Raw genomic sequence first — 24,858 nt, forward strand, 5'->3', positions numbered from 1 at the left:
CGTGATTGTAAGTCGTTGTTATTCAAATGGTCTTATCGAACTTTGTAACGAAAGCGATTAGCTTTTTCAGCTAACTCCAATCCGTTTGCAAAACGGATTTTTCTGAACTCCTGTTCAGAGCAAGTTATCTCTTGAGGTCCTCGAAATAAATTTCCGCACCTCAAGAGCACTTGCCCTTGCAGGGGGCTGGAAACGGCTCCGAAGTCGCTCGTTTGTTTAATATTAAAATGGATTATTATGGAAGAGAAAAACAGAAAACAGATTAGGAAAACAGGACGAAAACCAAAGATTGACCCTGCCGTCAATCGGTATTCCATCAACCTGAATGCAGAGGACAATGCCAAATTTCTTGCACTCTTTGACCAATCAAAAATGAAAGTCATTGCTCATTTTATTACCGCCTGCATCTTTCAAAAGACGGTAAAAACCGTCAAAATTGATATGGATGCTATCGAATATCACGAAAAGCTGACCCGATTTTTTAGCCAGTTCCGAGCAATCGGAACGAATTACAATCAGATTGTTAAGATATTATACCGCAATTTTTCCGGGAAAAAAGCAGGAACATATCTTTTTAGATTGGAAAAAGAAACGATAGAATTGGTAAAAGTCACTAAAGAGGTTATCCGTTTAACACAGGAATTTGAAGAAAAATATCTGAAAAAAGAGTAAAGTTATGATTGCAAAAATTGGGAAGGGAAGCAATATGTACGGAGCGATTTTGTACAATCAGCAGAAAGTGGACAGGGAAAATGGAGCGTATGGGTTACGGCAATCAGCCGTATATTGTTTTCAAACATACGGATATTGACCGAACACATATCCACATCGTTTCAACCTCCGTAGGCATTGACGGAAAGAAAATCCCCGATGATTACGACCATCCACGCTCAATGGCAATCTGTCGGGATTTAGAACAGAAATATAATCTGCAGAAAGCCACTGAACAAGAGCAGAAACAAGCCAACAAGGTTTTCAAACCTATGGATTACCACAAAGGCGATGTCAAAAGTCAGATTGCTTCGGTAGTAAGGCATCTGCCAAAGTATTATAGCTTTTCAACTATGGGTAGCTACAATGCGTTACTTTATCTTTTCAACATCACAGCGGAGGAAGTCAAAGGTGAACTGAACGGACAGACCGTAAGCTGATTAGTGTATTTCGCATTGGATAAAAACGGCAACATGGTTAGCAATCCGTTCAAAGCATCACTTTTCGGAAAAGATGCAGGTGTAACACAACTGCAAAAACACTTTGAACAATCAAACGAGAAAATGAAAACCAACCCCGCGAGGTCTGTCCTAAAGAATACAATTGAATTGGCTATACATACGACAAACAACGAAAAGGAATTTAAAAAGCAACTTGTAGGGCAAGGTATCAATACGATTGTCCGTAAAAATGAAAGCGGACGGATTTACGGTATGACCTTTATAGACCACGGAAGTCGTAGCGTTTGGAACGGCTCACAATTAGACAGAAACTTGTCGGCAAACATATTCAATGATTGGTGGAACAATGGAAACAAACCCGAACTGAAAACACAGGACAGCCTTGTCTCTAAAGCAAATGAAATAGACCACCAACCAACAAAAGACCTTTTTGAGTTTATCACGCAGGAACATTCGCAAAGCTCTGATTTGGGATTATTCAGTTTGCTACCTGATGCACAGGGCGTGGATTACGAAGAAGAGCAGTTTGCTAAACAAATGAAGAAAAAGAAGAATCGGCGAATCTAATATTGCTCCTTCATATTTCTATAAAGTGTGGGATTCATATAGATCCTTTCAATAACTTTATGTTAAAATGATGGTAGAACTACCAACTTTACCATCATTTTAACATAAGTCAGCAGTAATGAAAAATGAGGTAAAAAAGCGCTTTGAATGGGTAATGCTTTATGAGGCCATTGGTAATGCAGGTGTTGTATGTTTAAAGTGTGGCATAACTAGGCCGACACTGAGAAAATGGGTTAAACGATTTAAAGAGTCTGGTATTGATGGTCTAAGTGAACTTAGTAGGAGACCACATAAAATCCACCATAGAATAACAAAAGAGGACGAACAGCGAATTCTTGAGTTAAGAACAAACCGCAATTTAGGGCATCGTAGTATTGCTAGTGAGATGAAACGTTTATATGGGGTCTCAATCTCAACGGCAACTGTTCATAAGATTCTTAAAAAGAATAATAAACCGTATTTAAAACTTAAGCGATACTACCGTAAAAGACAAACTCGCTATAACCGACCAATACCGGGTGATCGCGTACAAATGGACGTCTGTAAAATAGCGCCGGGCATTTATCAATACACAGCGATAGATGATTGTAGCAGATTTAAAGTACTTCAATTATTTCCAAGGCGTACTGCCACCAACACCCTGAAATTTCTTGATACAGTGCTGGAACAAATGCCATTTGCGATACAGCGCATTCAAACTGATAGAGGAAAAGAGTTTTTTGCTTATTCCGTTCAAGACAGATTAATGGAGTGGGGTATTAAATTTCGGCCTATTAAACCAGGCTCTCCACATCTCAATGGAAAGGTAGAAAGAACACAGCGAACCGATCTTGATGAATTTTATTCCACAGTTGATATCAAAGATCCAGACCTACCAAACCTACTATCACAATGGCAATTTTATTATAATTGGCTTAGATCCCACAGTTCTCTAACGGGCCGTACCCCAATTCAAGTAATTAATGCTTTATCAAATAAAACTCCATTATGGGAGGAAGTCGATGAGATGTACGACCCAAGCAGAGAGCGAATTAGAGATCAAAATTATTGGATTGACTGTCAGTTAAATAAGTGAAACGATGTATGTAAATCCCACATATAAAGTAAGGTTTGTTATTCATATTATGTATAAACAACAGTAGGCAGAATCTTTGGAATCAAGCAAATGAATCTAATTTTTCCTTTCTTTTCTCCCAATCAGGCATCATGAAAGTGAGTAAATCAAAAAAATCCTGATTATGGTGTTTGTGAACCGTATGACACAATTCATGCATAATGACATATTCGATACACCTTTTAGGTGTGTGAATTAATTTAGGATTGAAGATCAATTTATTTTTAATGGTACAACTTCCCCATCGGGTGGGCATATCCTGAAAATAAATGTGATTAGGAGCCTTGAAGCGTTCTGAAAATTTTTTAATGATAGGTTTTGCTATTTCGCTTATTTTACTGTGAGCTCGTTGTTTTAACCACTCATCGAAAAGCATTTGTGCTTTTTCCTTATTTTTTACTGTAATTAAAAACAGATTTCCTTTATAGGTAACTTCTTCCTTGTCAGATTTTTCAACAACTAATTTATACTGCCTTCCTAAATATAAAATAGAATATCCCGATTTTATTTCATAGGAGATTTGCGTTGCATCAAAATTCAAGAAATAAGACTGTTGTTTACATATCCAGCGGGCTTTTTTTAAAAGTGATTCTTTAATTTTTTCCAACGATATTTCTAATGGAGCTACTACAAAGACAGAAGTGTCTGGCAATATTTTTACACCAATCGTTTTGCGATTAGCGTATTGCAATTCAAATTCGATCTCTTGTTTTCCGTATTGAATGCTTTCTTTCATTATCTGTTTGCGATGGCAATATCAATTAATTTTTTTGTCAATTCATCTGCTTTCGAAACAGAAAGATGAAACACATCCATTAAATAATCTCCAAAATCTAATTCGATTTTATTGATAATATCAGTGCGTTTATGCCAGTCTACAACTTCAAATTTTGAAACAATTTCATCAAACATTTTTGTAATTTCTACTTCTTTATTGATTAAATCACTTTCTTGTTTTAGCAACTGAAAAACTGCGATGTTTCTACTTTTATCTTTAATATCTTCAGGAATATCATCAGAAAAACCTTTTGTAGCTTGTTCTTTATAGTCGGTCAACCTTCTTAATGCTTCAATTTCAGACAGGCGATTAGCACGCATTTCTGCAATCGTTTCGCTGATTAGTTCAGATAGTTTTTTGAATAACGCAGGATTAGCATCAATATTGATAGATAAATATTTTGAAGTTGCCGCTGCAATTTTTTCAGCTTTAGCTCTTGGTCCTACCAATTTTTCAACTTCCTCAGCAAAGGCTTCAGTATCTAAAATATCCAAAGGTTCTACTAAACGAATGATTTCCTCCGTAATGACATGTTGATCGAGCAATTTCTGCAATTGCTTTTCGTATTGTGTAAAACTGATTTTATCGAGATAAATCGAATTTGCTGCGACACGAATACCTGCAAATTTTTTAAGATCGTCTTTATACTGCTTAATTTCTTGCTCCGATGTTTGGTTATGAAAGTCAATAGAAGATAATGCTACCTTTAGCATTCTGGCAAAAATATTAAATTTAGTATAGAAATCATCTCTTATAGACTGGTCAGATAAAAAGACGATATATTCATCAATATTCTGCTTATTGCTAATGGTTTTGAAAATATTCAACAAATCAGTATGAGCACGGGGTAATTTATTTATTTCTTCAGAAATATCTGTTAAAGAACCTGCCAGATCTTTTGGATCAAAAGAATTATCATCTCCAGAATAATTCTCCAAAGCTTCCTGAAGTTCTTGCATTATTCCAGCATAATCAATTATGTATCCATAATCCTTTCCGGGGAAAACTCTATTTACTCGGGCAATAGCTTGAAGTAATGTATGTTCTCGTAACTTACGGCATAAATACATCACAATCGTCTGAGGTACATCAAACCCTGTAAGAAGCTTATCAATAACAATCAGTAATTCGATATTTTCTCCTTTTTCGTATTGTTGTATGATATCTTCATCGATCCGCTGACCGTATTTGGTTTTTAATAACTCATAATATTGAGTGACTTCGGGCGATTCAGAGCTGTGTACATCTTCATTATTTTCTCGTGTATCTGGAGCCGACATGACTACTTCCGTTTTTACTTTCCCGATAAGGTCAAATGCTTTCTTGTATTTAACGGCAGTTAATTTATCTGGACACACCACCATACCTCTGAATCCTGAGTGTATTCCTGTTGTTTTATTTCCATCTCCCCAATTTGAGTAAAAATGCTGACTAATATTCCTCGCAATTTCGTGAATATTTTGTTCCGTTTTGGTAATCAAGCCTGCCCGGCTCATTTTCTTTTTCAGATCGGCACGTTGATATTCTTCCAGATCTTCCATCACCATATCCACATTTTTATCGAGCACCTTTCGATTTACGTCCTGTACTGCCAATCTTCCTTCATATAAAATAGGTACGATAGCCCCATCTTCAACCGCCTCTGAGATGGGATACGTATCTATTATACCTCCAAATTTATTCGCTGTATTTTTTTGTTTTTTCATCAACGGCGTTCCTGTAAATACGATAAAGCAAGCGTTAGGCAATACTTTTTCCATATTCACATTAAAAATACCATGTTGTGTTCGGTGAGCTTCGTCAATTAACACAAAAATATTGTGACTGGTTAATTGATTATCTGACAAACTTTTGACTGCTGCATCAAACTTGTTGATAATAGTAGTTGTTACAAAATCACCATTGCCCTTCAGTAAGCTCACTAGTTGTTTACCAGATACGGCATTGATGACATCTACTTCTACTTTTTGTAATGTAGACGTAATTTGTCGGTCTAAATCAATTCTATCTGTCACTAAAATAATCTGAGGATTATTTATAGTGTCTTGAATTTTACGAGCCAGCATTGCCATTGTCAAAGATTTCCCACTGCCTTGTGTATGCCAGATAACACCTCCCTTTCTTTTACCGTTACGAACGGGTTTTATCCGTTCAATGATTTTGTTGATGGAAAAGAACTGCTGAAAGCGGGCAATTTTTTTGACAACACCAGCTTCAAACAGAATAAAGTCCTTAACAATAGCTAATAAACGCTCAGGACTTAACAAACTTTGGATAAAAATATCCTGTTGGGTAGGTGCTACGTATTGTTGATACTTTTCTTGGTATGCAATATGGTCTGATTTAGTTCTAATATCCGGATTCGAGAAAAGTTTTGCTTCTATATCCTTTGATAAAGCGGTATTTACTAAATCATCTAAACCGTCAATAAACTGTACCTCCTTCTCTTTCCAGATTGCCCAAAACTCTTCTTTAGTATTGGTGGTGGCATATTTAGTTTCTAACAAAGAGGTTGCTAATAATACCTGACTATATACATATAAATTACGAATACCATTTTCTTGTTGGTTTCTGATATGTTGAGAAATTGCTTCGTGAATAGGCGTTTTGATTGTTGGACTTTTACATTCTATAATAGCTAACGGAATACCATTGACAAATAAAGAAATATCTGGTCGGTACGTATCTTTTCGTCCTGTACGTAATACCGAAAATTCTTCCGATACGTGAAAATAGTTGTTAGTAGGATTTTCCCAATCAATATATTGAATTGTATGACTTTTTTTGTCACCATCAATAGATTGTTCTAAAGCATGTCCAAATACCAACAAATTGTAAATTTGATTACAAGCTTGTACCAATCCCTCAGAAAGTGGTATATCCTGAAGTTTCTGGATTGCTTTTTCAATATTTGTTGATTCAAACTTCGTTTTTTTACTTCCGATTTTAATATCATTGATATGCATCAAACGCTCTCTGAGAATATCAGTTAAAATAACATTACTTTCTCTATTTTCACGAAGTTGTAAGGCTTCGCTGGGGGATAAGTAATCATACCCCAGATTAATAAGTAGTTTGAGCGCAGGAATTTGTGATATATTATCTTCGGTGAATGCCATGGTATGGATTTATGGATGCTATTTTACTGTTCTACAAAGAAATCTTCGTCTAAATGTTTTACTTCATAAGTTGCTTTTATTTGTACACCAACATTATATTCGTGCATTAAATCAACCAATTTATTACCATCTATCAAAATTATTTTGTGATGTGCGTTTTTAGCCTTTTCCTCTGCTCCTTTATCAAATAAAGAGGTTGTCACAAAAACACCTTTGTTAGTGTCACCACTCATTGCCCCAATGAAATTTCTGATGTCTTTTTCACGGACTTTATTTTCTGTAAATCTTTTTGCCTGAATATAAATCTTATCCAAGCCGAGTTTATCTTCATTTATAACTCCGTCAATTCCTCCGTCAGAAGATTTTGTAGTTTCAATAAAATCTCCATACCCCATCTTCTTTAACAAAATCAAAATAACTTTTTCAAAATAATAGGGATCTATTTCTTTCAACTTTTCAAGAAGTTCGTTCTTGGTTTCCTTCTCAATTTGATTAAAGCCTTCATCAATTAAATCCTGGGGAGAAGCATTCGATATTTTCTTTATTTCTGTTGATTTTTTATCATTTTCTGTTTGATAAAAATCCATTAAAGAACTTTCCTGCTCTAAGCTATTTAAACTTAAATGTGTTTTCTGAGCAATTCCTTTTTCCGTAATTTGTACATTTCCTCTTGAAGGATAATGAATATACCCGCCTTTTTTAAGATAAGATTTTCCCCAAGCAATTCTATTATTGATTAAGTTCTCTCCAGATTTTGTCGTTTCTTCAAGAAGTTCTTTGGGTAAATGAGCGTAATACTTTTCAATCACCCTCTTTTGCATCACCCTTGTATGAATTACTTCTCCGTTTGATAAAATCTCCAGAATCGGATTAAAGGTTTCATGGAATTTAGGCAGTTCTTGATGCATTTATAAATTAGAAATTATGAGTTATGATACTAACTTTCGTACTGAACAAATATAGCAAAAAATGCACTCATAACTCATAATTAGCAACTCTTAACTACCTTAATGTCTTAAACATTTGCTCAATAGCTTTCTTCTTTTGCTCCATATTAGGATGAACATAGAGATTTAAAGTGGTGCTGATGTTAGAATGCCCTAAAAGTACACTTACAGTCTTGTAATCACAATTACTTTCGATACATCTTGTGGCGAAGCTATGCCTTAGACCGTGAAATTTTAGTTCCGGCATATTGAGCTCCTTCATTAAGTTTTTATAATAACTACGGTATGTTCGGGGTTCTGTAGGTTTAGCATCGTTTGTCAAAACAAAAAATGATGGATTGACAATTTTTTTAAATGGCTTCAATATCTTCAATAAATCCTTACTGATTGGAACTTCCCGAATGGAGTTTTTGGTTTTTGGCGTATCTAAAATCAGTTCCGTTCTACGGTTTCCTTCTTCAATCACATAAATACGTTGAATCGTACGATTAACACTGATAACACCGTTATCTGTATCTATATCCTGCCATGTTAATGCACACACTTCTCCAATACGCATACCTGCACTCAAGCAGATATAAACTCCTAAATTTCTGAATGTAAAATGTTCCTGTATATAGCTCATTATTTTTTCTGATCTGCCCGGCTTAATACTTCAATATTGTGTTTTTCACGCTCTGTAGGAAACTGTATGTCAAAAGGCGTATAATCCAACCATTTATGTTTTGCACCAAATTTGAGAATCATCTTCAGCACAATCAGTATATCTTTAATTGTCTTATGGCTCAAACCTGATTCCAATTTCTGGAACACAAAACTTTGTACATCAGCCTCTTCAATAACAAATTGATCACCAAAAACAGGTTGTAAATGATTTTCAATCAGAAGTGTATAAGCTGAAAAGCTTGATTTCTTGACATACTGCTTCTTGTCTACTTTCCAAAGTGTGATCACTTCTGAAATTCGTTTTTTATTCATTTTGCTTAAATTTTAAATTAATATCAAAGGAAAGCAATTAAGGTTTTTTAAACCTTGAGGATATAAGTTAGTCAATGTTCCCCCTTTGAGATTTCCGGGCTTTGAAGGGGAATGGGAAACAAAGAAGTTGGGGGAGATTGCAACGTTTTCCAAGGGAAAAGGCATTTCTAAAAGCGATATTGCCGAAAACGGACTTACTGAATGTATTAGATATGGAGAACTATACACATATTACGGAGAAGTAATCAATGATATAAAATCCAAGACTAATGTTGATACATCTAATTTAGTCTTAAGTGAGGTTAATGATGTTATCATTCCTGCATCGGGAGAAACAACAATTGATATTGCAACAGCTTCATGTGTATTGAAGTCTGGCATTGCATTAGGAGGTGATTTGAATATTATCAAAACCGAGAATAATGGAGTGTTTCTATCTTATTATTTGAATAATAAAAAGAAAATGGAGATAGCCAATTTGGCACAAGGAATTTCAGTAGTACATCTTTACTCAAGCCAATTAGCTACTCTGACTTTAAGTTTTCCAAAGTTGAAGGAGCAAAATAGAATTTCTACATTTTTAGCTTTATTTGACGAAAGAATCCAAACCCAAAACAAAATAATTGAGGAGTTGAAGTTATTAAAGAATACGATTCGCTATCAACTCTATGAACAAATTCTTAATCAAGAAAATGAATTGGTTCAAGTTAAGGATGCTTTAAACTATGAACAGCCAACTAAATATTTGGTGACAAATACAGATTATTCATCTGATATTTCCTTGATTCCAGTTCTAACCGCGAATAAAGCTTTTGTATTGGGATATACCGATGAAGAATATGGTATTTATGATAAGGGGCAATGTATTATTTTCGATGATTTTACAATGGATGTAAAGTTTGTGGATTTTCTATTCAAAGTAAAATCATCAGCAATTAAAATTTTGACAGCTAAACCAAATGTGAATCTAAAATTTATATTTGAATATTTGTCATTTTTAAATCTATCGTCAAATGAACACAAACGCCATTACATTTCCGAAATTGAACCTATGGAAATACAATTGCCAAATTATATTCAACAGAAACATGTTGCAAATTTTTTATCAAGTATTGATGATAAAGTAAAAACTGAGTTTGAAATTCATATGCTATTGATTAAACAGAAACAATATCTTTTAGCCAATTTATTTATATAAACAAATTGGCTAAAAAGTATGTCTTTTGTCTCTCTAATTGCTGTAAAATACTGGTTTCAATTTCAATTTTCGCATCGATAGATAATAAAAAGTCAGCTATTTTATGTTGTTCCTCCAAAGATGGAAATGGAATTTTTATTTTAGCCATAATTCCATTCATTAATTTGGGGTTTCCAACATAAGAAACATATTTTTTTGATACAGAGTTTATTAATTCAGAAATACAGACATTTGCATAACCATCTTTACTTAATAAAACTCCGCAAACATTTGTACAATAGAATTTTCCGATACGATAGTTTACATCACCTGCATTAGCACCATCGGTTGTCCAAGTAATAGCATTCTCAAATAAAAAATCACTATGATAACCTGCCAGTCCTTTGTTTTTTGTTTGTGAAGAATAAACAGGAAAAGGTTTTTCTTTATTCCTTTCATTTGACAATAGATTCATGGCTAAGACATTTCCTCTTGTTATTTTAAAAATTTCACCTACTTCTTTTGAGTCCCACTTAGGGAAAACATACCCATTTTCATTTTTAAAGCTCAATTGAGCAGAGAATATTTTCTTACTAATCGTATTCACATAGGAAATTAAATCCTTAATCATGCCGTTATCGGCAGAAATCAATCAATATATAGTTGTTATTTGTTGTATATTTGCCGATAACGGCATCTATAATCAAAAGCTATGAATTATATTTCAGTAAGTGAGTTTGCAAAAAAGTGGAATGTTCCGGAAAGAACCGTCCGGAATTACTGTGCAACAGGAAGGATTAAGGGGGCTTTCTTAACTGGTAAAACATGGAATATTCCCGATGATGCGATATTGCCTGAGAAAGCAAATAAGAAGAAATTTAGTGATAATCCATTACTCAATCATTTCAAAGAGCAAAAAGAAATGAAGCTCAAAGGTGGTATTTATCACCGTACGCAAATCGATCTGACCTATAACTCAAACCGCATAGAAGGAAGCAAGTTAACCCATGATCAAACTCGATATATTTTTGAAACGAATACTATCGGAGCTTCCAAAGAAAGCGTTAATGTAGATGACATCATAGAAACGACCAATCACTTTCGATGTATTGATTTAATCATTGATAAAGCAAAATCTAAATTATCAGAATCATTTATAAAGGAATTACATTTTCTCCTGAAATCAGGAACATCTGATAGTCGAAAAGACTGGTTTAATGTTGGCGAATACAAAAAACTCCCTAACGAAGTAGGTGGCAATGAAACTTGCCCACCTAAAGAGGTGACGGCAAAAATGAAAGATTTACTTTCTGGTTACCACAGCATTGAAAAGAAAACTTTTGAAGATATTATAGACTTTCACTACCAGTTTGAAATCATTCACCCTTTTCAGGACGGAAACGGTCGTGTTGGTCGGCTAATCATGTTTAAGGAATGTCTTGCCAATAATATAGTGCCCTTCATTATTGATGAAGACATTAAACTGTTTTACTACAGAGGTTTACAGGAGTGGAATCATATTCGAGAATACTTGTTAGATACCTGTCTTACAGCTCAGGATAATTACAAAGCTATTCTTCAATATTTTCTAATAGAGTTTGATTAGATTTGAGATATTATTTCCCATAGTAAAGGGCTTTATCAAAAAATATTTGAACTCAATCGATTTCAGTTTTCTATTCTTCCTTTAAAATCACTCTGCACTATAAAAAAAGGAGAGCAAATAAATGCCTCCAAATTATCTGAAACAGGAATTTATTATGTAATGAATGGCGGAATATTACCATCTGGTTACCATTCTGAATACAATTCAGATGCAGAAATTATTTCTATAAGTGAAGGTGGAAATTCTTGTGGATATGTTCAATATAACCATACTAAATTTTGGAGCGGAGGACATTGTTATACACTAAACAATATCGATAAAATCATTAAAAACAAATATCTATACTATTATTTGAAAGCCAACGAAAATAAAATTATGGCACTTCGTGTAGGTTCTGGGTTACCCAATATTCAAAAATCTACTTTGGAAAAATTTGAAGTGAAAATTACTAACCTTTATGAACAAGAAAAAGTTGTATTAGCTTTGGGGAGCTTATCAACCAAAATAGCTGTAGAAAGTAAACTACTTGAGCAATATGAGATACAGAAAAAGCATTTGTTACAGAACCTGTTTATATAAACAGGTTCTGTAACAAATATTGTTTTTGAGAATGGTATTTATCTAAAATATTTTTCTCGGTTTCTATCTTTGTATCAATGGAAGAAAGAAATTGCACTATAGTATTTTGTTCTTTTGATGTCGGGAGATAAATTTCAAAACTTTTTACCGTTTCTGCATTTAGATTTCCTTGTGTTCCCGTTGTAATATACTTATCAACATATTTCTGAAAATAGACCAAGTAATAATATAGATATTCTCGATTAATTTCATTTTTTGGAATTAAATTCAGTACAGCTTGAGAAGTTGCCAACTCGATTTTATTTATACTGACAAAACCAACCGAAGCATACATTGAGTATATTATAGAATTTATTGGAACTATCCAACTTGCCGAGCTCTTTAATCCTAATTCAGAGATATTTCTTTCAGTTGAAAATAAATACTTCCCTTGTATTGTCATATCACTGATTGAAAGAAATGGAATATTACCCTCATAATATTCTTTTATGGTCGATTTTGGTGTGCCTCCACTTTTTGTTTTCTCACAAATTTCTCCCAAACTCTTCAATGTCCATCCATCCTTAAATTCCCTAAATCTAATTTTTCGAGAAAATATCTTTTCACTTAGCCCTTTAATTAAGGTTTCTAATTGTTTAATTATTTTGCTTTGGGTTTGGATTCTTTCGTCAATGAGTGATAAAAAAGATGCGATTTTTAGTTGTTCATCCAAGATAGGTGTAAATAATTTTATACCCTTGATGCTTTCAAAATTTAGACCTTCACGACCGCTCCCCGTTTGTAAATTATTGAAAATAATTTGACCTTTATTTGATGAAAATATAGGTTGAATAAATCTTGGATTATATTGTTGACTTAATCTTATAATGCAGACATGTTGATTAACATTTCCAATTTTAAAATCATTAGACACAACACAGCTTCGCCCCAATGAAGCACCTGTTATATTAAGAAGTATATCATTGGGGTTAACAATGCTGTTTTTCATTTGGTTATTTACAGATTCTGGAATAAATACAGAATTATCTAATTCTAACCTGTCGTTGTTTACATTTTGACTCCGTATAAAAAGTATACCTTCCTTTGTGTAAACGGCTTCACCTCCTAAAGGAGTCTTTCCACTATTGACTTTATCAGCAATCTCTCCCAACCTCTTCGTTTGCCATTCCTCTTCAAATCCCGGAAATCTCAAAGGGGGAACGTTACCTACTTTTAATTTTTTATTTTCCATCTCGATGACTCAATTTTCGTTAGTAAAAACATTAAGGATTTAAAAAATTAAAAATCAATTCCCAATTCTTTCAAATACATATTAATCTCCTTATCCAACTCATCTCGTTTTGCTTCCAAAGATTTGATTTCCTGCATCACTGCCTGAATGTCGATTTCGGGTTCTGGTTCAAAAGTATCAACATAACGAGGATGTTGAGGTTGAAATCATTCTCCTTTACCTCTTCAAAACTGGCTATATAAAGCGAATCTTTCTTCAACAATTCCTGTTTCCATTGCCTGATCATGAAACTGCGTGAAAATATCTGTAATATGCTGAATGTGTTTTTCCCCTAAGGAATTTTTGATTTTTTCCCGGTACAAAATCTTTGCTGGCATCAATAAACAGTACTTTCTCTTTGTTTACTTTTGCTTGTTGAAAATAAGAATAGCAGCTGGAATACTTGTGCCAAAAAACAAATTGGAAGGTAAGCCTATCACTGCTTCAATCAAATCTTCTTCAATCGTTTTAGTGCGAATTTTTCCTTCAGCAGCTCCTCTAAATAATACACCATGTGGTACAACCACACCTGCTTTACCAGTATTATTCAATGATTCTATCATATGTGAAATGAAAGCCCAATCTCCTTTAGATTTTGGTGGCAAACCTCTCCAGAAACGATTGTAAGAGTCACTTGCCAAATCATCTGCTCCCCATTTATCCAATGAAAAAGGAGGGTTGGCTAATACCGTATCGAATAACATTAAAGCATCTCCTTCCTTGTGCTTTGGGTTTCTCAACGTATCTCCCCAACGTATCACAGCACTATCATAGCCATGCAGATACATATTCATTACAGCCAATGCCCAAGTACTACCATTTGCTTCTTGACCATATAGCGAAAAGTTATTATCACCCACCTGGCGTCCTGCTTTGATTAAAAGAGAGCCTGAACCACAAGTAGGATCATAAATACGTGAACCTGGTTTAGATTTGGTCAGCTTAGCCAATAATGTAGAAACCTCCGCCGGAGTAAAAAATTCTCCTGCTTTTTTCCCTGAATCAGATGCAAAATTAGCTATCAAAAATTCGTATGCTCCTCCAATGACATCGTTATTTTCTAAATGAGAAGAAGAAAGGTTTAAAGAATAAAAATCGTTCAACAAATTACGTAATCTGGTTATTTTGCCTTTTGCATCTCCCAAATTAGAGCTGTTAAAATCAATATTTCTAAAAATATTAGATCCATCATGACCGCCTAATTTTTCTCTGTTTGCTTCCTCCAATTCCGCTAAAGCATGATTGATCATTTCCCCAATCTTTGGATTGTTACGGTTTTCATATAAAAAATAAAAGCTTGATTCTTCAGGAACTATAAAACGCTCTCGCTCCAATGCTCTTTTTACACGTTCTTCGTTGCCTTCATATTTTTTTGCATATTCTTCTTTTTTCTCATTATACACATCGGTTACATACTTTAGAAATAACATGGTGAGTATGTAATCTTTATATTGAGAAGGATCGATTGTACCACGAAATGTGTCACAAGCTTTCCATACTGTATTGTTTATATCTTTTTGACTTACTTTAGTACTCATTTTGTAGTTTTTTATAAGTTACTGTATTGATTAAATTTTCTTTAAGAGTGATTAACTCCTTTTGAATAACAACTTGTTCTTTTTTTAAGAAATCTAATTTTATGATCTGCTTTTGCGTCTCTAAATTAGGAATAATAATTTCCAAGTCTCCTAATTCTTGTTTTGTGATCGAGGGTATATTTTGGGTCGTCATTTTAGAAGCAAATACTTTTAATGTTTCAGGATGATTCAGATACCAAACCAAGAATTCAGGTAAAATAAGATTATTTTGAATAGTTAAAACCAGAAAAGAAGCACTGGCAATAGTAAAGGAATATTCATTGCGGAATAAGGCAGCGAAAAAACGTCTTCCCTTGGCATTGAATAAAACCTCGTTATATTGTAAGAAATTTTTTTCAATAGCCGGCTTTATCAAAACGTTAGCTTCAAGATCGTTTCTTAAATTTCCATCATCATCATAATCAGAAGTTCCAACCATTCTAACATAGGCATCGGTCAGTTGCTTCTCATCATTGTTAACGGTTTTAGGAACCACCATTCCCGACCTTATATTAACAATATCTGATAATTTAAACTTTTTGTTCATTTCTTTATTTTTAAACAAGCTCTCCGTTCTGTATAAAGAACAGAGAACTTGCAAATTAACATCAATTATGAGGATATTCGGGACCTAACCAAACTTTATATTCCAAATACTTGTCATAATAATATATCCATTCAGATATCCACGGAATGACTTCTACTAAATCAAGATAAGGTCTACCTTTTAAATCAAAAACTGGATGATACAAACAAAGTGAACCATCACCGTTAAAATGTGTATCTGCACATTTTATAAGATTTTTAGTTTCTACCATTACTCTTTCAAATCTATTGGGGAAAAATGGAGAACATAGCACTTTCAAATGATATTTTCTGTTATTCAATTCCAACGTACCTTTTCCTTCAAGTAATTTTACTTTCACTTCAAAAGATAACCATTTGAATTCTTTTTCACATTCAATCAGCGTTTTATATAAAAATCCCATCCAGTATTTTTGAGCTCGTTCTTTAGGATTCAGCATAAAATCCATGACTTCCATTTTTTACACCTGATGAGGTATTAATTTGACCACTTGAGTCTGTGTAAGCTGTTCCAGAAAGCAATGCGGCTAATTGAGGATTCCCTTTATAACTTTCTTCCAACTTAACCAAAGTTTGGATGTTTTGTTTGTAATATCCATTTCCAAATAAATCTTTATAATTTGACTCATTCGTTGAATTACCAATGAACGCATTTAATTTTTTCTCAAAGTCTTCTACGAAGCCTACAAAACTGTTATAATGTTTATCCTCCCACGAATCGGTAAAATTCTCTCTTTTACTTTTGTCCTCGTGATTATCAACCGGATTATAAACAGTAAATTTTATTTTGTGATATTTGTAATCATCCGCTAATTTCTTTAATTTTTGGACGGCATTTTTTAAAGCTTCCTGAATAGAAGGATTATCAGCATGGCTTTGTGCTAATAATGTGGTCAACACAATACTTGAAATGCATGGAGTTTTCGCTGTATCCTTATCAAAATAATATAAATCTCGATATCTCTTGACAATTTGAACTGTACGTTGCAATGGCGTTTTCAAATAGACATCTAAAGGTAAATCTTCAGTTTCTATCTCAGCTTTTAACATAATATTATATCTTTCCTGAAGAAGAAAGTTTGATTTGTTTCTTTCCGAAATATTTGTGAACCATTCAGCATATCCTTTTGGGTTTGTTCTTGACCAAGACGTCCTATATTTGTTCTCAGGAATCATCAATCTTGTATTGCTTGTAGTAATCATGCATCCTGGTAAAATATCCATATGGAAATCGCTATTATAGTTAATACGGATACAACGATTCTTTTTCTGCAAGAGCGGTTGATAGGTGCTGTGATTATTTAAAACACGATACAGTTCATCATAAATTTCTGAAGGTGTATGATTTAGATAAGAATCCTCAATGTGTAAAACAATATCTAAATCAAATTCTTTTCCAGAAAGTGGTTTGATAGTTGTGCCTATTAACAAAGAGCCTTGTGCATATACATTTATTGTATAATCTTTAAAAAAATCTTCGTCTCTTGACAAAACGTCATTTACAGCTCGGTAAGCAGATTCCATTTGGCTTTTACGTGTTTCATCAAGCTCTAAATTTGAAGCTATTATTGCTAAGAGTTCATCTTTTTTGAATTCTTGGTCTGTATATTTATGTAAATTATTTTTCATTGATTAAATATTTTGTGTGTTCTCCAATTTTAGCAATTTGTTCTTCATGCTCAATTACCAATAATCTTTCAATTTCGCTGATGTCTACTACCATGAAATCACTGCCTAATTTGCGAGGATTTTTTAGAAGTTTTTTCAGCACTACTTCTTGTTCCAGAGTTGGAAGAAACTCAACAATGTCATAAATCAAAACTTCATAACATTGATGAAAAGTACTGTAACCAAATACTTTCATCGTTTTTTGCACCTCTCTGAATGATTTGGAGTAAAAAATATCTTTATCAAATCCATGGTCTTCAATAAGCTCTTCGTTGAATTCACGGTCATAGGTTGTTTCACGGTCTTTTCTGGATTCAAACCATTTAATAACATCTAAAGCATATTTACCTTTCACTCGAAAACGTAAATCGTCTTTGCTAATATCATCCGATTTCATTCCCTTCGCTCCGCAATCTTCCTTATATCCCCATTTTTCAAATTCTGAAAAACCGTTAAGTTTTTTGTAAACACCACCTACAGGTTGTAGTTGGTCTTTAATACGGTGACCACGAACTAACAAAAATTTAGAAGTGCCGGGAATTTTAATTCTGATTAAATAACTGATAGAAAATCGAACATCCTCATTCTTTAATTTAGTAAAATTGGACTGTAAATAGGTATAAATTTGATTTTTGTTATCTAGCAACGATTCTGTTGCTTTTTTTATGATAACCTTACCAGCAGCCATACCTAAAGCTGCTAAAACTGTGTTTGCTGCCATTAGCTTAGATTTAAATATTTATAAAAATTGCTTAATAGAGCATTATAACCAATGAAAACTTGTGTATATACATATAAATACATAGTTTTGCAAAAACGAAACAGACTATAATACTCTAAACCATAATGAGGTGACTAGCCTCAGGAGATGTATTGTTAAGCGCAATACGGGGATTTTATAAGTCAAACATCAAAAATATCTTAAAACCAAATCTATGTGCAGTAGAATTTGGTTTTTTTGTTTTAGTAATTCTTGTACAAAGATAAAAAAACATTTTGAATACACAAATAAAAATGCAAGTACAAGGATTACAAAATGTAAATAGCCATCTCAAAGATGTCTATTTGGTTTAATATTTATTGATATTTTAAGAAAATATAATTGATTGGGACGGATTTCTGAAAAATATGTATATTTGCTACGAACGAACGGAAATGTATTGAAAAACAAAGCAATAAGCACCGTTACCAAATCGTTACCTGACTTTTTTGATAATCTTTATAAAAGCTTAGTATTCAATCGATACAGCTTTTTCCTGAAAACTTTAAAATATAAAAACAGTCAAATAGAATTATGTGTAGCATTTGCCTAAACAAAAACCAGATATAAAGATCAGTATGACCTATTTATTGGGTATAACTAATGTATTTAACCTATAATATAACGGAGAGATTAACAGCAAATGGAGTTTATAATAAATATCGAAAACTATAAGCAATTTATTCGTGAGGACAAATATTTGATTATTGATACCGAGTTCATAGAAAAAAATTCTTTAGAGACATGTAGAAGACTGACAATAAATGGTATACAAGACAAAGAATTGCTATTATATGTCTCAAATATCAATGTAGAAAATACTAGAATAGAAATAAATGACTGCTCATTTACGGCTGTTTCAATTGAAAATTCCACGATTGATGAAGTTATTTTTAACACGGTGGAAGTAAGTGAGGAAAAGAACGGAAAGTTTGCCCTTTTTAAAACATTTATTGACACATCAAAGTTGAAATACTTATGGTTCTATTACTGCAAATTATATAATGGGTTAATTGTGAGAAAAGAGTCAGAGATAGAGTCATTATCAATTAATGAAACGGTAATAGACAGAAGTTTCACCTTCATTAATTCTAAATGTAAAACAATAACTGTCGAATCTTCAAATGTTTCTGAAATCAGCATAGATAGAAATGACTATCCCAAAAAAAATGGAAGGACAGAGGTTGATTCAATAAATATTTTCAGAACAGAAGGGTTGAAGAATATTAAAGTATGGGAAGTAAATTTTAAAAATTTTCACATTCACAAAGTGGTTCTAAACAAAAGTGCTAAACTGTCAGAACATAATAACGAAATCTATGTAAAAACACCAGATAAGTATAAAGAAATAGAGGAAATTAAAATCTCTGAATCAACAATCTCATCAAATATAATTTTCGTGTTCGACAATGCAAAACACCTAAAAATATTTGAGTCCAATTTAGGTGATGTGATCCTAAATTATTGGCAAATAGGTGATTTGTTGTTTTCTGATTCTAATTTTAGTGAGTCAATATATTTCGGTAGTTCAAATCAAATTAAAACGATAGACAAATTACTCATCGAAAACTGCACATTTGACGACGTATTTAACATGAGTAGCATTTGGTTTAAAGAAGAAGCATTTTTTCTAGGTTTGGTTTTCAACAAATACCCCTCATTCTTTTATCATAACGCATTTAAGGAAAACTGCAAAACAGACTTTAAGTATTCTAATCTGCAGAACTTAGTTTTTCAAAAAATTGATTTTAGTTTTTTTTCCTTTAAACAGTTTGATATTACAAATGTTGAATTTCGAGATTGCCATTGGCTTTCGGAAAGAAAATTCTTTGTGAGTCGAAATATAGTTTTTGATGACAAAACAGATATAGATGAAGTTGACGAGTGGATAAAAATTAAGGATATCTATTCAAAGTTAAAAACTAGTTCGGAAAAAAGCTCTGACTTTATAAATCTTGAAAAGTTTTACATATCGGAACAGGAGACAAAAAGAAAGATTCACCGAAGGAAATCTGACTGGATTGAGTTTTTGCTAATGGGCTTTCACAAAGCTATCAGTAGCTATGGCGTAAACTTCAAAAAACCATTATTCTTTATATTATGTTCAATAGTTTGTTTTGCAATAGTATTTATTTTTACAGGGTTCTATGTAGGTGACACCTTAGTTAAGTATGAGTTTTCATTTGATGCTTCAAATACAATAATTACATTTAGGGATTTAGGCTATTCACTAATTTATAGCTTAAAAAATATCTTACCATTTCAAGTAGGCTTAAATTTCTTCCTTCATTCAGACAAATCACTCGAAATATCACAAACACTTGAACTTATCCATAAAATTATAAACTTAATTCTGGCAACAAGCTTTACTGGAGCTTTCGTCAGATATTTACGAAAATAGAAAGCAATACGGATAACCTGGCATTGGCATAAATTAAAAAAACTAACATAATGAACGACAATAAACAATATGAAATTTTCACGCAAGAAATTTATCAATCGTTAATCAATGCGCAAGGAATTGACACAATTAAAGTCGAACATGATTTAAAAATTGAAGGTCGGTCAGGACAAAAACATCAAATTGATGTTTATTGGGAGTATGAAATTGCAGGAATTAATCATAAAGTAGCAATAGAGTGTAAAAATTACAACAATGTAGTTTCAGTTGGAAAGGTTAGAGATTTTTATGGTGTACTTTCAGATATTGGAAACATTAACGGAATTATGGTAACAAAGGAAGGTTATCAGAAAGGGAGTAAAGAATTCGCAACACATTACGGCATAAATTTAAAAGAACTTCGAAAACCCAAAGAAGAGGACTGGAAAGGCAGAATAAAGAGCATTGTTGTAAATATGGTAATGGTTATTCCAAATATTAAAAAAAGATTTATTGTTATTGATGAGGAGTGGGTTAAAGCAAATATTAAACTCCCTGAAAATGGAGATTTTAATTATTCAATTAGTGGAATGGCGGACGATATTTGGATACTTGATGAAAATGGAGGGAAATTAAAAAACTTTCACCAACTTGACCAAGAACTCCCACAAAACTGGAAAGAAGAAAAGGATTTGGAACATACTTATAATTTCGAAAATGGCTATATTGAAGTTGAACAATTTGGAAGAATAAAGATTAAATCAATCAAATATCTGTATGAAGTGAATACAGGTTCTAACGAAATAATAATAGATGGTGGAAGAACAGCCAAAGCAATTTTGAAAGACGCGTTGGACGGAGAAATTAAATTCTTTGATAAAGACGGCACTATTAAATAAAAAATTCTACAAATCATTCTGATTCGGGTAAGCTGACCAAATACAATAGCGATGAATTATTTAGGAAAAAGATTACCATTAATAACTCGATGTCGATATTAGCTAGCATTCGAATTCATGTAAATTTAAACTTCATTTCACTTGGCTCTTCAAGTCACAGATTAAAATATTATGAGGCCTTCGGTTTGTATCTTTTTACATGGAGCAAATTTTACATTTACACTTTACAAAAGCAATTATACCAACATTTTTGGAGTGTAAACTGAACTGTGTCATTGGATAATTAACCACAATCTAAAAGCCTCTATCAAGTTTGAGCCTATCCCCAAATTTAATGTAAAGTTGGGATATGGTCAATCCCCAGTTATGCACTGGCATTGTCCACTTTTTAGAGATGTCCTTTATTATCAGAAACATCAGCTTCATTAGAGCCTGCTCAGAACTGAATGCACCTTTAGACTTCGTTATTTTTCGGATCTGACGGTGCATTCCTTCAATAGGATTAGTGGTATAGATAGTCTTACGCACCTGCTCATCATACTCAAAAAAAGTAGAGAGGTTTATCCAGTTATCGAGCCATGACTTAGCGGCTATGGGGTATTTCTTGCCCCATTTCTCTTCAAAGACGTATCCATCCTATCAAGTACATATTTTATAATCGGGATCTAGTATCGAGCTTTGTGTCATGATGATACAAGAAAAACGAGAATATATGTTATCGATGATAGCAGGCTGGCAGCATAGCGGAAAGAGCAAGAAGGCGTACTGTGCTGAAAACGGGATCAATGAGGCCAAGTTTTATTATTGGATTGCCCGAACCAAAGAAAGCGATAAGTCTTCTACTGGCTTTTTAAGCATCGATAAAGCGAGTAAAAACAATGATATTGAAATTATCTACCCCAACGGAGTACGTATCAAGGTTGCGAATGATCTTGGACTTCTTTCTCAACTTATTCGCTTGTACTGATGTTTGCTCTAGGCTCATCACACCGGTTCTATCTTTATGACGGCTTCTGTGACATGCGTAAATCATTTGACGGACTCTGCGGATTAATCGCTTCGGCTATGCAGCGGCAGGCTACCAGTGGTGAAGTATTTGTTTTCCTGAATCGTAGCCGTACGCACGTTAAGCTGCTGCATTGGGAGAAGGGTGGCTTTGTGCTGTATTACAAACGCTTGGAAACCGGAACTTTTCTGCCGCCAGATCTAAAAAACAATGAGTTGTCCTGGAGTGATCTTGTACTGATGGTTGAAGGTATACAGGTTGTGAAAAGTATTCAGAAAAGACGTTTCTCTTTACCTTAAAAGTGGTTTTTAATAGGATAAAAGCCGCTTTTTCTGTATATTTACCCTATGGAAAATGCACTGGAAAATCTCTCAAAAGAAGACCTTATCAAGGTCATTTCCAGTCGTGATGAAAAGATAGATTATCTGGAATCCCAACTGGCCATGTATAAGCGCATGCAGTTCGGCCAGAAGCGTGAGCGCTTTGAAGGCGACCCCAATCAGACCATGCTTCCTTTTAAGGCAGAGCCTGCGGAAGTAGAGCAGCAACAAGAAGAAGTTAAGCAAAAAATCGAATACATCCGCAAGCGCCCCAACCATAAAGGGCGTGCTAAATTACCTGCCCACCTCCCTGTGGAAGAGATTGAAATCCACCCAGAAGGTGATCTGTCTGAAATGGTGTGCATTGGTAAAGAAATTACCGAAGAACTGGAGTGCGAGCCAGCCAAATTCTATATCAAACGTTACATCCGTTATAAATATGCAGCCAAAAACGGAGATGGCGTATCCATTGCCCAGCTTCCTGAACGAGTTATTGACAAAGGGATTGCAGGCCCGAGCCTACTAGCGATGATATTGGTGGGTAAATTTCAGGACCATCGTGTGCCACGAAAGTGTGCTTAATTATATAAAAACAGCAACTATGCTGTACCCAAGATGAGGGATGGCCCCTCGGTATCGGTTTGCAGGAGCTGGTACCAAACTACCTTATGCTGCAATTGTCAAAAGCCTTTGTAGTGAGCGATAAGGAAAAGGCTCTATTAAAAGAGTCATGTGTCACTGTTGGAGACGACCTTAAGGAACCGTTGAAGAAATGTCGCAATTTTAAAGATGATGTCAAAACCGGGGGGAGATGGTTACTCCGGGATAAGTCAGGGGTGCACCTGTTTACTGCCCTGACGGCATCCGGCACAAAGACGGCGTGAACTACAGTGAGGCTTTAGTACGGAACGTGGGAACCTATGTGCGCAGTGCTAAGGGAAAGGCACAAGCAGAGATCCTGTAAGGCTGAGAGTACCGATACGCCACATAGGGGCGGATTGACTGGTAGTAGTGATGAAGCATCTGTAATCGATGTGAAGCGAAGCGGTCAACTTATTCAGCTAATTGAATTAATCAACCAGAACACTGGGAGGAATTTATGCAAGAAGCAAAGTCATTTATTATTTCAAAACATCTGGTGATGGAAGCGTGGAAACGAATCCACACCAACGGTGGCAGTGCAGGTGTCGACAAACAGTCGTTAATGGATTTTGAGAAGGATCTGAAAGGTAACCTATATCGGATTTGGAACCGTATGTCCTCGGGGAGCTATTTTCCTTCACCCGTGAAACTTGTGGAAATACCCAAGAACGGAGGAGGGTCAAGACCTTTAGGCATACCTACGATATCCGATCGTGTGGCCCAGATGGTAGTGGTTCTACTTATAGAACCGAATCTTGAGCCAATCTTCCATCGGGATTCTTACGGTTATCGACCAAAGCGTTCGGCACATGATGCCTTGGCTGTAGCACGAAAGCGATGCTGGCAATATGATTGGGTCATTGATATGGACATTAAAGGTTTCTTTGATAATATCAACCACGATCTATTGCAAAAAGCATTGGTTCGGCATACGTCTGAAAAATGGATACTGCTTTACATCGACAGATGGTTAAAGGTTCCGTATGAATGTGCAAAGGGAGAACGGATTGAACGAACCAAGGGAGTTCCACAAGGATCTGTTATTGGTCCTGTACTTGCGAATCTTTTTCTACATTATGCTTTTGATGAATGGATCACACGGCAATATCCTGAAATTCCTTTTGAACGCTATGCAGATGATACAATCTGCCATTGCAGGACAAAGGAGCAAGCAGTTTCCATAAAGGTTGCTATCCAGAATAGACTAATGTCTTGTGGGCTTGAACTGAACGAATCCAAGACTAAAATTGTCTACTGTAAGGATTCGAATAGGAAAGGAAGTCATGAAGATATTAAGTTTGATTTTCTAGGGTACACCTTTCAGCCGCGTAAAGCAGTAAACGCTAAGAAGCAATATTTTCTTAGCTTTCTACCTGCGATAAGCAATAAGGCCAAGAAAAAGATCGGAGAGGTTATGCGGTCATGGTGGAAAACAAGCCGTACAGATAAAAGTATTATAGAGCTTTCGGAATGGTATAATCCGATCATCCAAGGTTGGATCAATTATTACGGGAAGTTTTACAAGACTGGTATTTATGGTTTGCTTGAACGCCTTAATATGCGACTTGTCATTTGGGTAACAAAGAAATACAAAGGTTTTCGTGGTCGAAGAACCAGGGCAAGACAATGGTTGGGCAGGTTTGCAAAAGCCAACGCCAATCTGTTTGCCCACTGGCGATTTGGTATAATGCCACTAAAGACACTTTGAGTTGAC

Annotated in this window: 23 protein-coding genes and 3 pseudogenes; 13 read left to right on the forward strand and 13 right to left on the reverse strand. The window is 34.3% G+C overall.

What is annotated here, in order from left to right:
- Positions 1-237: 237 nt before the first annotated feature.
- The 4 genes and pseudogenes from mobA to DTA23_RS19275 all read left to right on the forward strand — a co-directional run bounded on the left by mobA (position 238) and on the right by DTA23_RS19275 (position 2,828).
- Positions 238-672: a conjugal transfer protein MobA gene (mobA, locus tag DTA23_RS19265; protein WP_112375721.1), complete on the forward strand. Its 435-nt coding sequence runs from the start codon at positions 238-240 to the stop codon at positions 670-672.
- 8 nt (positions 673-680) lie between these two features.
- Positions 681-1,151, forward strand: coding sequence for a relaxase/mobilization nuclease domain-containing protein (locus tag DTA23_RS30915; RefSeq protein WP_440591182.1), 471 nt, complete (start codon positions 681-683; stop codon positions 1,149-1,151).
- Between the two features lie 33 nt (positions 1,152-1,184).
- The gene (locus tag DTA23_RS30920; RefSeq protein ID WP_440591183.1) at positions 1,185-1,739 is read left to right on the forward strand and encodes a hypothetical protein; all 555 of its coding nucleotides are present in this window, start codon (positions 1,185-1,187) and stop codon (positions 1,737-1,739) included.
- Between the two features lie 118 nt (positions 1,740-1,857).
- Positions 1,858-2,828, forward strand: a pseudogene (locus tag DTA23_RS19275) (IS481 family transposase).
- 68 nt (positions 2,829-2,896) lie between these two features.
- On the opposite strand, the gene DTA23_RS19280 reads toward DTA23_RS19275, so the two are convergent.
- The 5 genes from DTA23_RS19280 to DTA23_RS27865 all read right to left on the reverse strand — a co-directional run bounded on the left by DTA23_RS19280 (position 2,897) and on the right by DTA23_RS27865 (position 8,675).
- Complete coding sequence (locus tag DTA23_RS19280) at positions 2,897-3,589, reverse strand: M48 family metallopeptidase (RefSeq protein ID WP_112375723.1); 693 nt, start codon at positions 3,587-3,589, stop codon at positions 2,897-2,899.
- On the reverse strand, positions 3,589-6,750 hold the full coding sequence (locus tag DTA23_RS19285; RefSeq protein WP_112375724.1) for a type I restriction endonuclease subunit R: 3,162 nt from the start codon (positions 6,748-6,750) through the stop codon (positions 3,589-3,591). Before DTA23_RS19285 ends, DTA23_RS19280 begins: the two co-directional genes overlap by 1 nt.
- A 23-nt stretch (positions 6,751-6,773) precedes the next feature.
- Positions 6,774-7,658, reverse strand: coding sequence for a restriction endonuclease (locus tag DTA23_RS19290; protein WP_112375725.1), 885 nt, complete (start codon positions 7,656-7,658; stop codon positions 6,774-6,776).
- 94 nt (positions 7,659-7,752) lie between these two features.
- On the reverse strand, positions 7,753-8,322 hold the full coding sequence (locus DTA23_RS27860) for a site-specific integrase (RefSeq protein WP_218565409.1): 570 nt from the start codon (positions 8,320-8,322) through the stop codon (positions 7,753-7,755).
- Complete coding sequence (locus DTA23_RS27865; RefSeq protein ID WP_218565410.1) at positions 8,322-8,675, reverse strand: tyrosine-type recombinase/integrase; 354 nt, start codon at positions 8,673-8,675, stop codon at positions 8,322-8,324. The genes DTA23_RS27860 and DTA23_RS27865 overlap by 1 nt, the downstream gene beginning before the upstream one ends.
- Before the next feature lie 85 nt (positions 8,676-8,760).
- On the opposite strand from DTA23_RS27865, the gene DTA23_RS19300 reads away from it, so the two are divergent.
- Positions 8,761-9,873, forward strand: a complete 1,113-nt coding sequence (locus DTA23_RS19300) for a restriction endonuclease subunit S (protein ID WP_112375726.1) — start codon at positions 8,761-8,763, stop codon at positions 9,871-9,873.
- On the opposite strand, the gene DTA23_RS19305 is transcribed toward DTA23_RS19300, so the two are convergent.
- Positions 9,866-10,504 (reverse strand): restriction endonuclease subunit S, encoded by a 639-nt coding sequence (locus DTA23_RS19305; RefSeq protein ID WP_204990819.1) that lies wholly within the window; start codon positions 10,502-10,504, stop codon positions 9,866-9,868. The genes DTA23_RS19300 and DTA23_RS19305 overlap by 8 nt on opposite strands.
- Before the next feature lie 60 nt (positions 10,505-10,564).
- Between DTA23_RS19305 and DTA23_RS19310 the strand changes: the two genes are divergently transcribed.
- Together DTA23_RS19310 and DTA23_RS19315 are read left to right on the forward strand one after the other, a co-directional pair.
- The gene (locus DTA23_RS19310; protein WP_112373422.1) at positions 10,565-11,458 is read left to right on the forward strand and encodes a Fic family protein; all 894 of its coding nucleotides are present in this window, start codon (positions 10,565-10,567) and stop codon (positions 11,456-11,458) included.
- Between the two features lie 72 nt (positions 11,459-11,530).
- A complete protein-coding gene (locus tag DTA23_RS19315) occupies positions 11,531-12,037 on the forward strand; it encodes a restriction endonuclease subunit S (RefSeq protein ID WP_256604692.1) in 507 nt (168 codons plus the stop codon).
- Here the strand turns inward: DTA23_RS19315 and DTA23_RS19320 are convergent.
- The 6 genes from DTA23_RS19320 to DTA23_RS19345 form a co-directional block, all read right to left on the reverse strand.
- Positions 12,030-13,268, reverse strand: coding sequence for a restriction endonuclease subunit S (locus DTA23_RS19320; RefSeq protein WP_112375728.1), 1,239 nt, complete (start codon positions 13,266-13,268; stop codon positions 12,030-12,032). The two genes, DTA23_RS19315 and DTA23_RS19320, sit on opposite strands and share 8 nt — an antisense overlap.
- Before the next feature lie 401 nt (positions 13,269-13,669).
- Positions 13,670-14,845 (reverse strand): type I restriction-modification system subunit M, encoded by a 1,176-nt coding sequence (locus DTA23_RS19325; RefSeq protein ID WP_256604352.1) that lies wholly within the window; start codon positions 14,843-14,845, stop codon positions 13,670-13,672.
- Positions 14,835-15,431: a restriction endonuclease subunit S gene (locus DTA23_RS19330; protein WP_112375729.1), complete on the reverse strand. Its 597-nt coding sequence runs from the start codon at positions 15,429-15,431 to the stop codon at positions 14,835-14,837. The genes DTA23_RS19325 and DTA23_RS19330 overlap by 11 nt, the downstream gene beginning before the upstream one ends.
- A gap of 61 nt (positions 15,432-15,492) precedes the next feature.
- Positions 15,493-15,927 (reverse strand): type II CBASS E2 protein, encoded by a 435-nt coding sequence (locus DTA23_RS19335; RefSeq protein WP_146753132.1) that lies wholly within the window; start codon positions 15,925-15,927, stop codon positions 15,493-15,495.
- Positions 15,896-17,098, reverse strand: a complete 1,203-nt coding sequence (locus DTA23_RS19340) for a nucleotidyltransferase domain-containing protein (RefSeq protein ID WP_112375731.1) — start codon at positions 17,096-17,098, stop codon at positions 15,896-15,898. The genes DTA23_RS19335 and DTA23_RS19340 overlap by 32 nt, the downstream gene beginning before the upstream one ends.
- A complete protein-coding gene (locus tag DTA23_RS19345; protein WP_112375732.1) occupies positions 17,088-17,858 on the reverse strand; it encodes an SMODS-associated NUDIX domain-containing protein in 771 nt (256 codons plus the stop codon). Before DTA23_RS19345 ends, DTA23_RS19340 begins: the two co-directional genes overlap by 11 nt.
- 682 nt (positions 17,859-18,540) lie before the next feature.
- Here DTA23_RS19345 and DTA23_RS19355 point away from each other — a divergent pair.
- Positions 18,541-20,298: a hypothetical protein gene (locus DTA23_RS19355; RefSeq protein WP_112375734.1), complete on the forward strand. Its 1,758-nt coding sequence runs from the start codon at positions 18,541-18,543 to the stop codon at positions 20,296-20,298.
- A 50-nt stretch (positions 20,299-20,348) separates the two neighbouring features.
- On the forward strand, positions 20,349-21,176 hold the full coding sequence (locus DTA23_RS19360) for a restriction endonuclease (protein ID WP_112375735.1): 828 nt from the start codon (positions 20,349-20,351) through the stop codon (positions 21,174-21,176).
- A gap of 294 nt (positions 21,177-21,470) precedes the next feature.
- Here the strand turns inward: DTA23_RS19360 and DTA23_RS19365 are convergent.
- Positions 21,471-21,800, reverse strand: a pseudogene (locus tag DTA23_RS19365) (transposase); the annotation flags it as partial.
- Positions 21,801-21,864: 64 nt separating this feature from the next.
- Here DTA23_RS19365 and tnpA point away from each other — a divergent pair.
- From tnpA to ltrA, 4 genes and pseudogenes are all read left to right on the forward strand, one after another.
- The gene (gene tnpA, locus DTA23_RS19370; RefSeq protein WP_440591196.1) at positions 21,865-22,143 is read left to right on the forward strand and encodes an IS66 family insertion sequence element accessory protein TnpA; all 279 of its coding nucleotides are present in this window, start codon (positions 21,865-21,867) and stop codon (positions 22,141-22,143) included.
- Complete coding sequence (gene tnpB, locus DTA23_RS19375; protein ID WP_112375736.1) at positions 22,143-22,481, forward strand: IS66 family insertion sequence element accessory protein TnpB; 339 nt, start codon at positions 22,143-22,145, stop codon at positions 22,479-22,481. The genes tnpA and tnpB overlap by 1 nt, the downstream gene beginning before the upstream one ends.
- A 48-nt stretch (positions 22,482-22,529) precedes the next feature.
- Positions 22,530-23,060, forward strand: a pseudogene (locus DTA23_RS19380) (transposase); the annotation flags it as partial.
- A gap of 541 nt (positions 23,061-23,601) precedes the next feature.
- Entirely contained in the window at positions 23,602-24,852 is a 1,251-nt protein-coding gene (gene ltrA / locus DTA23_RS19390; RefSeq protein WP_112375738.1) for a group II intron reverse transcriptase/maturase, read from the forward strand.
- Positions 24,853-24,858 lie beyond the last annotated feature (6 nt).

Origin of the sequence: Sphingobacterium multivorum, from assembly GCF_900457465.1 — a bacterium.
Taxonomy (GTDB): Bacteria; Bacteroidota; Bacteroidia; order Sphingobacteriales; family Sphingobacteriaceae; genus Sphingobacterium; species Sphingobacterium multivorum.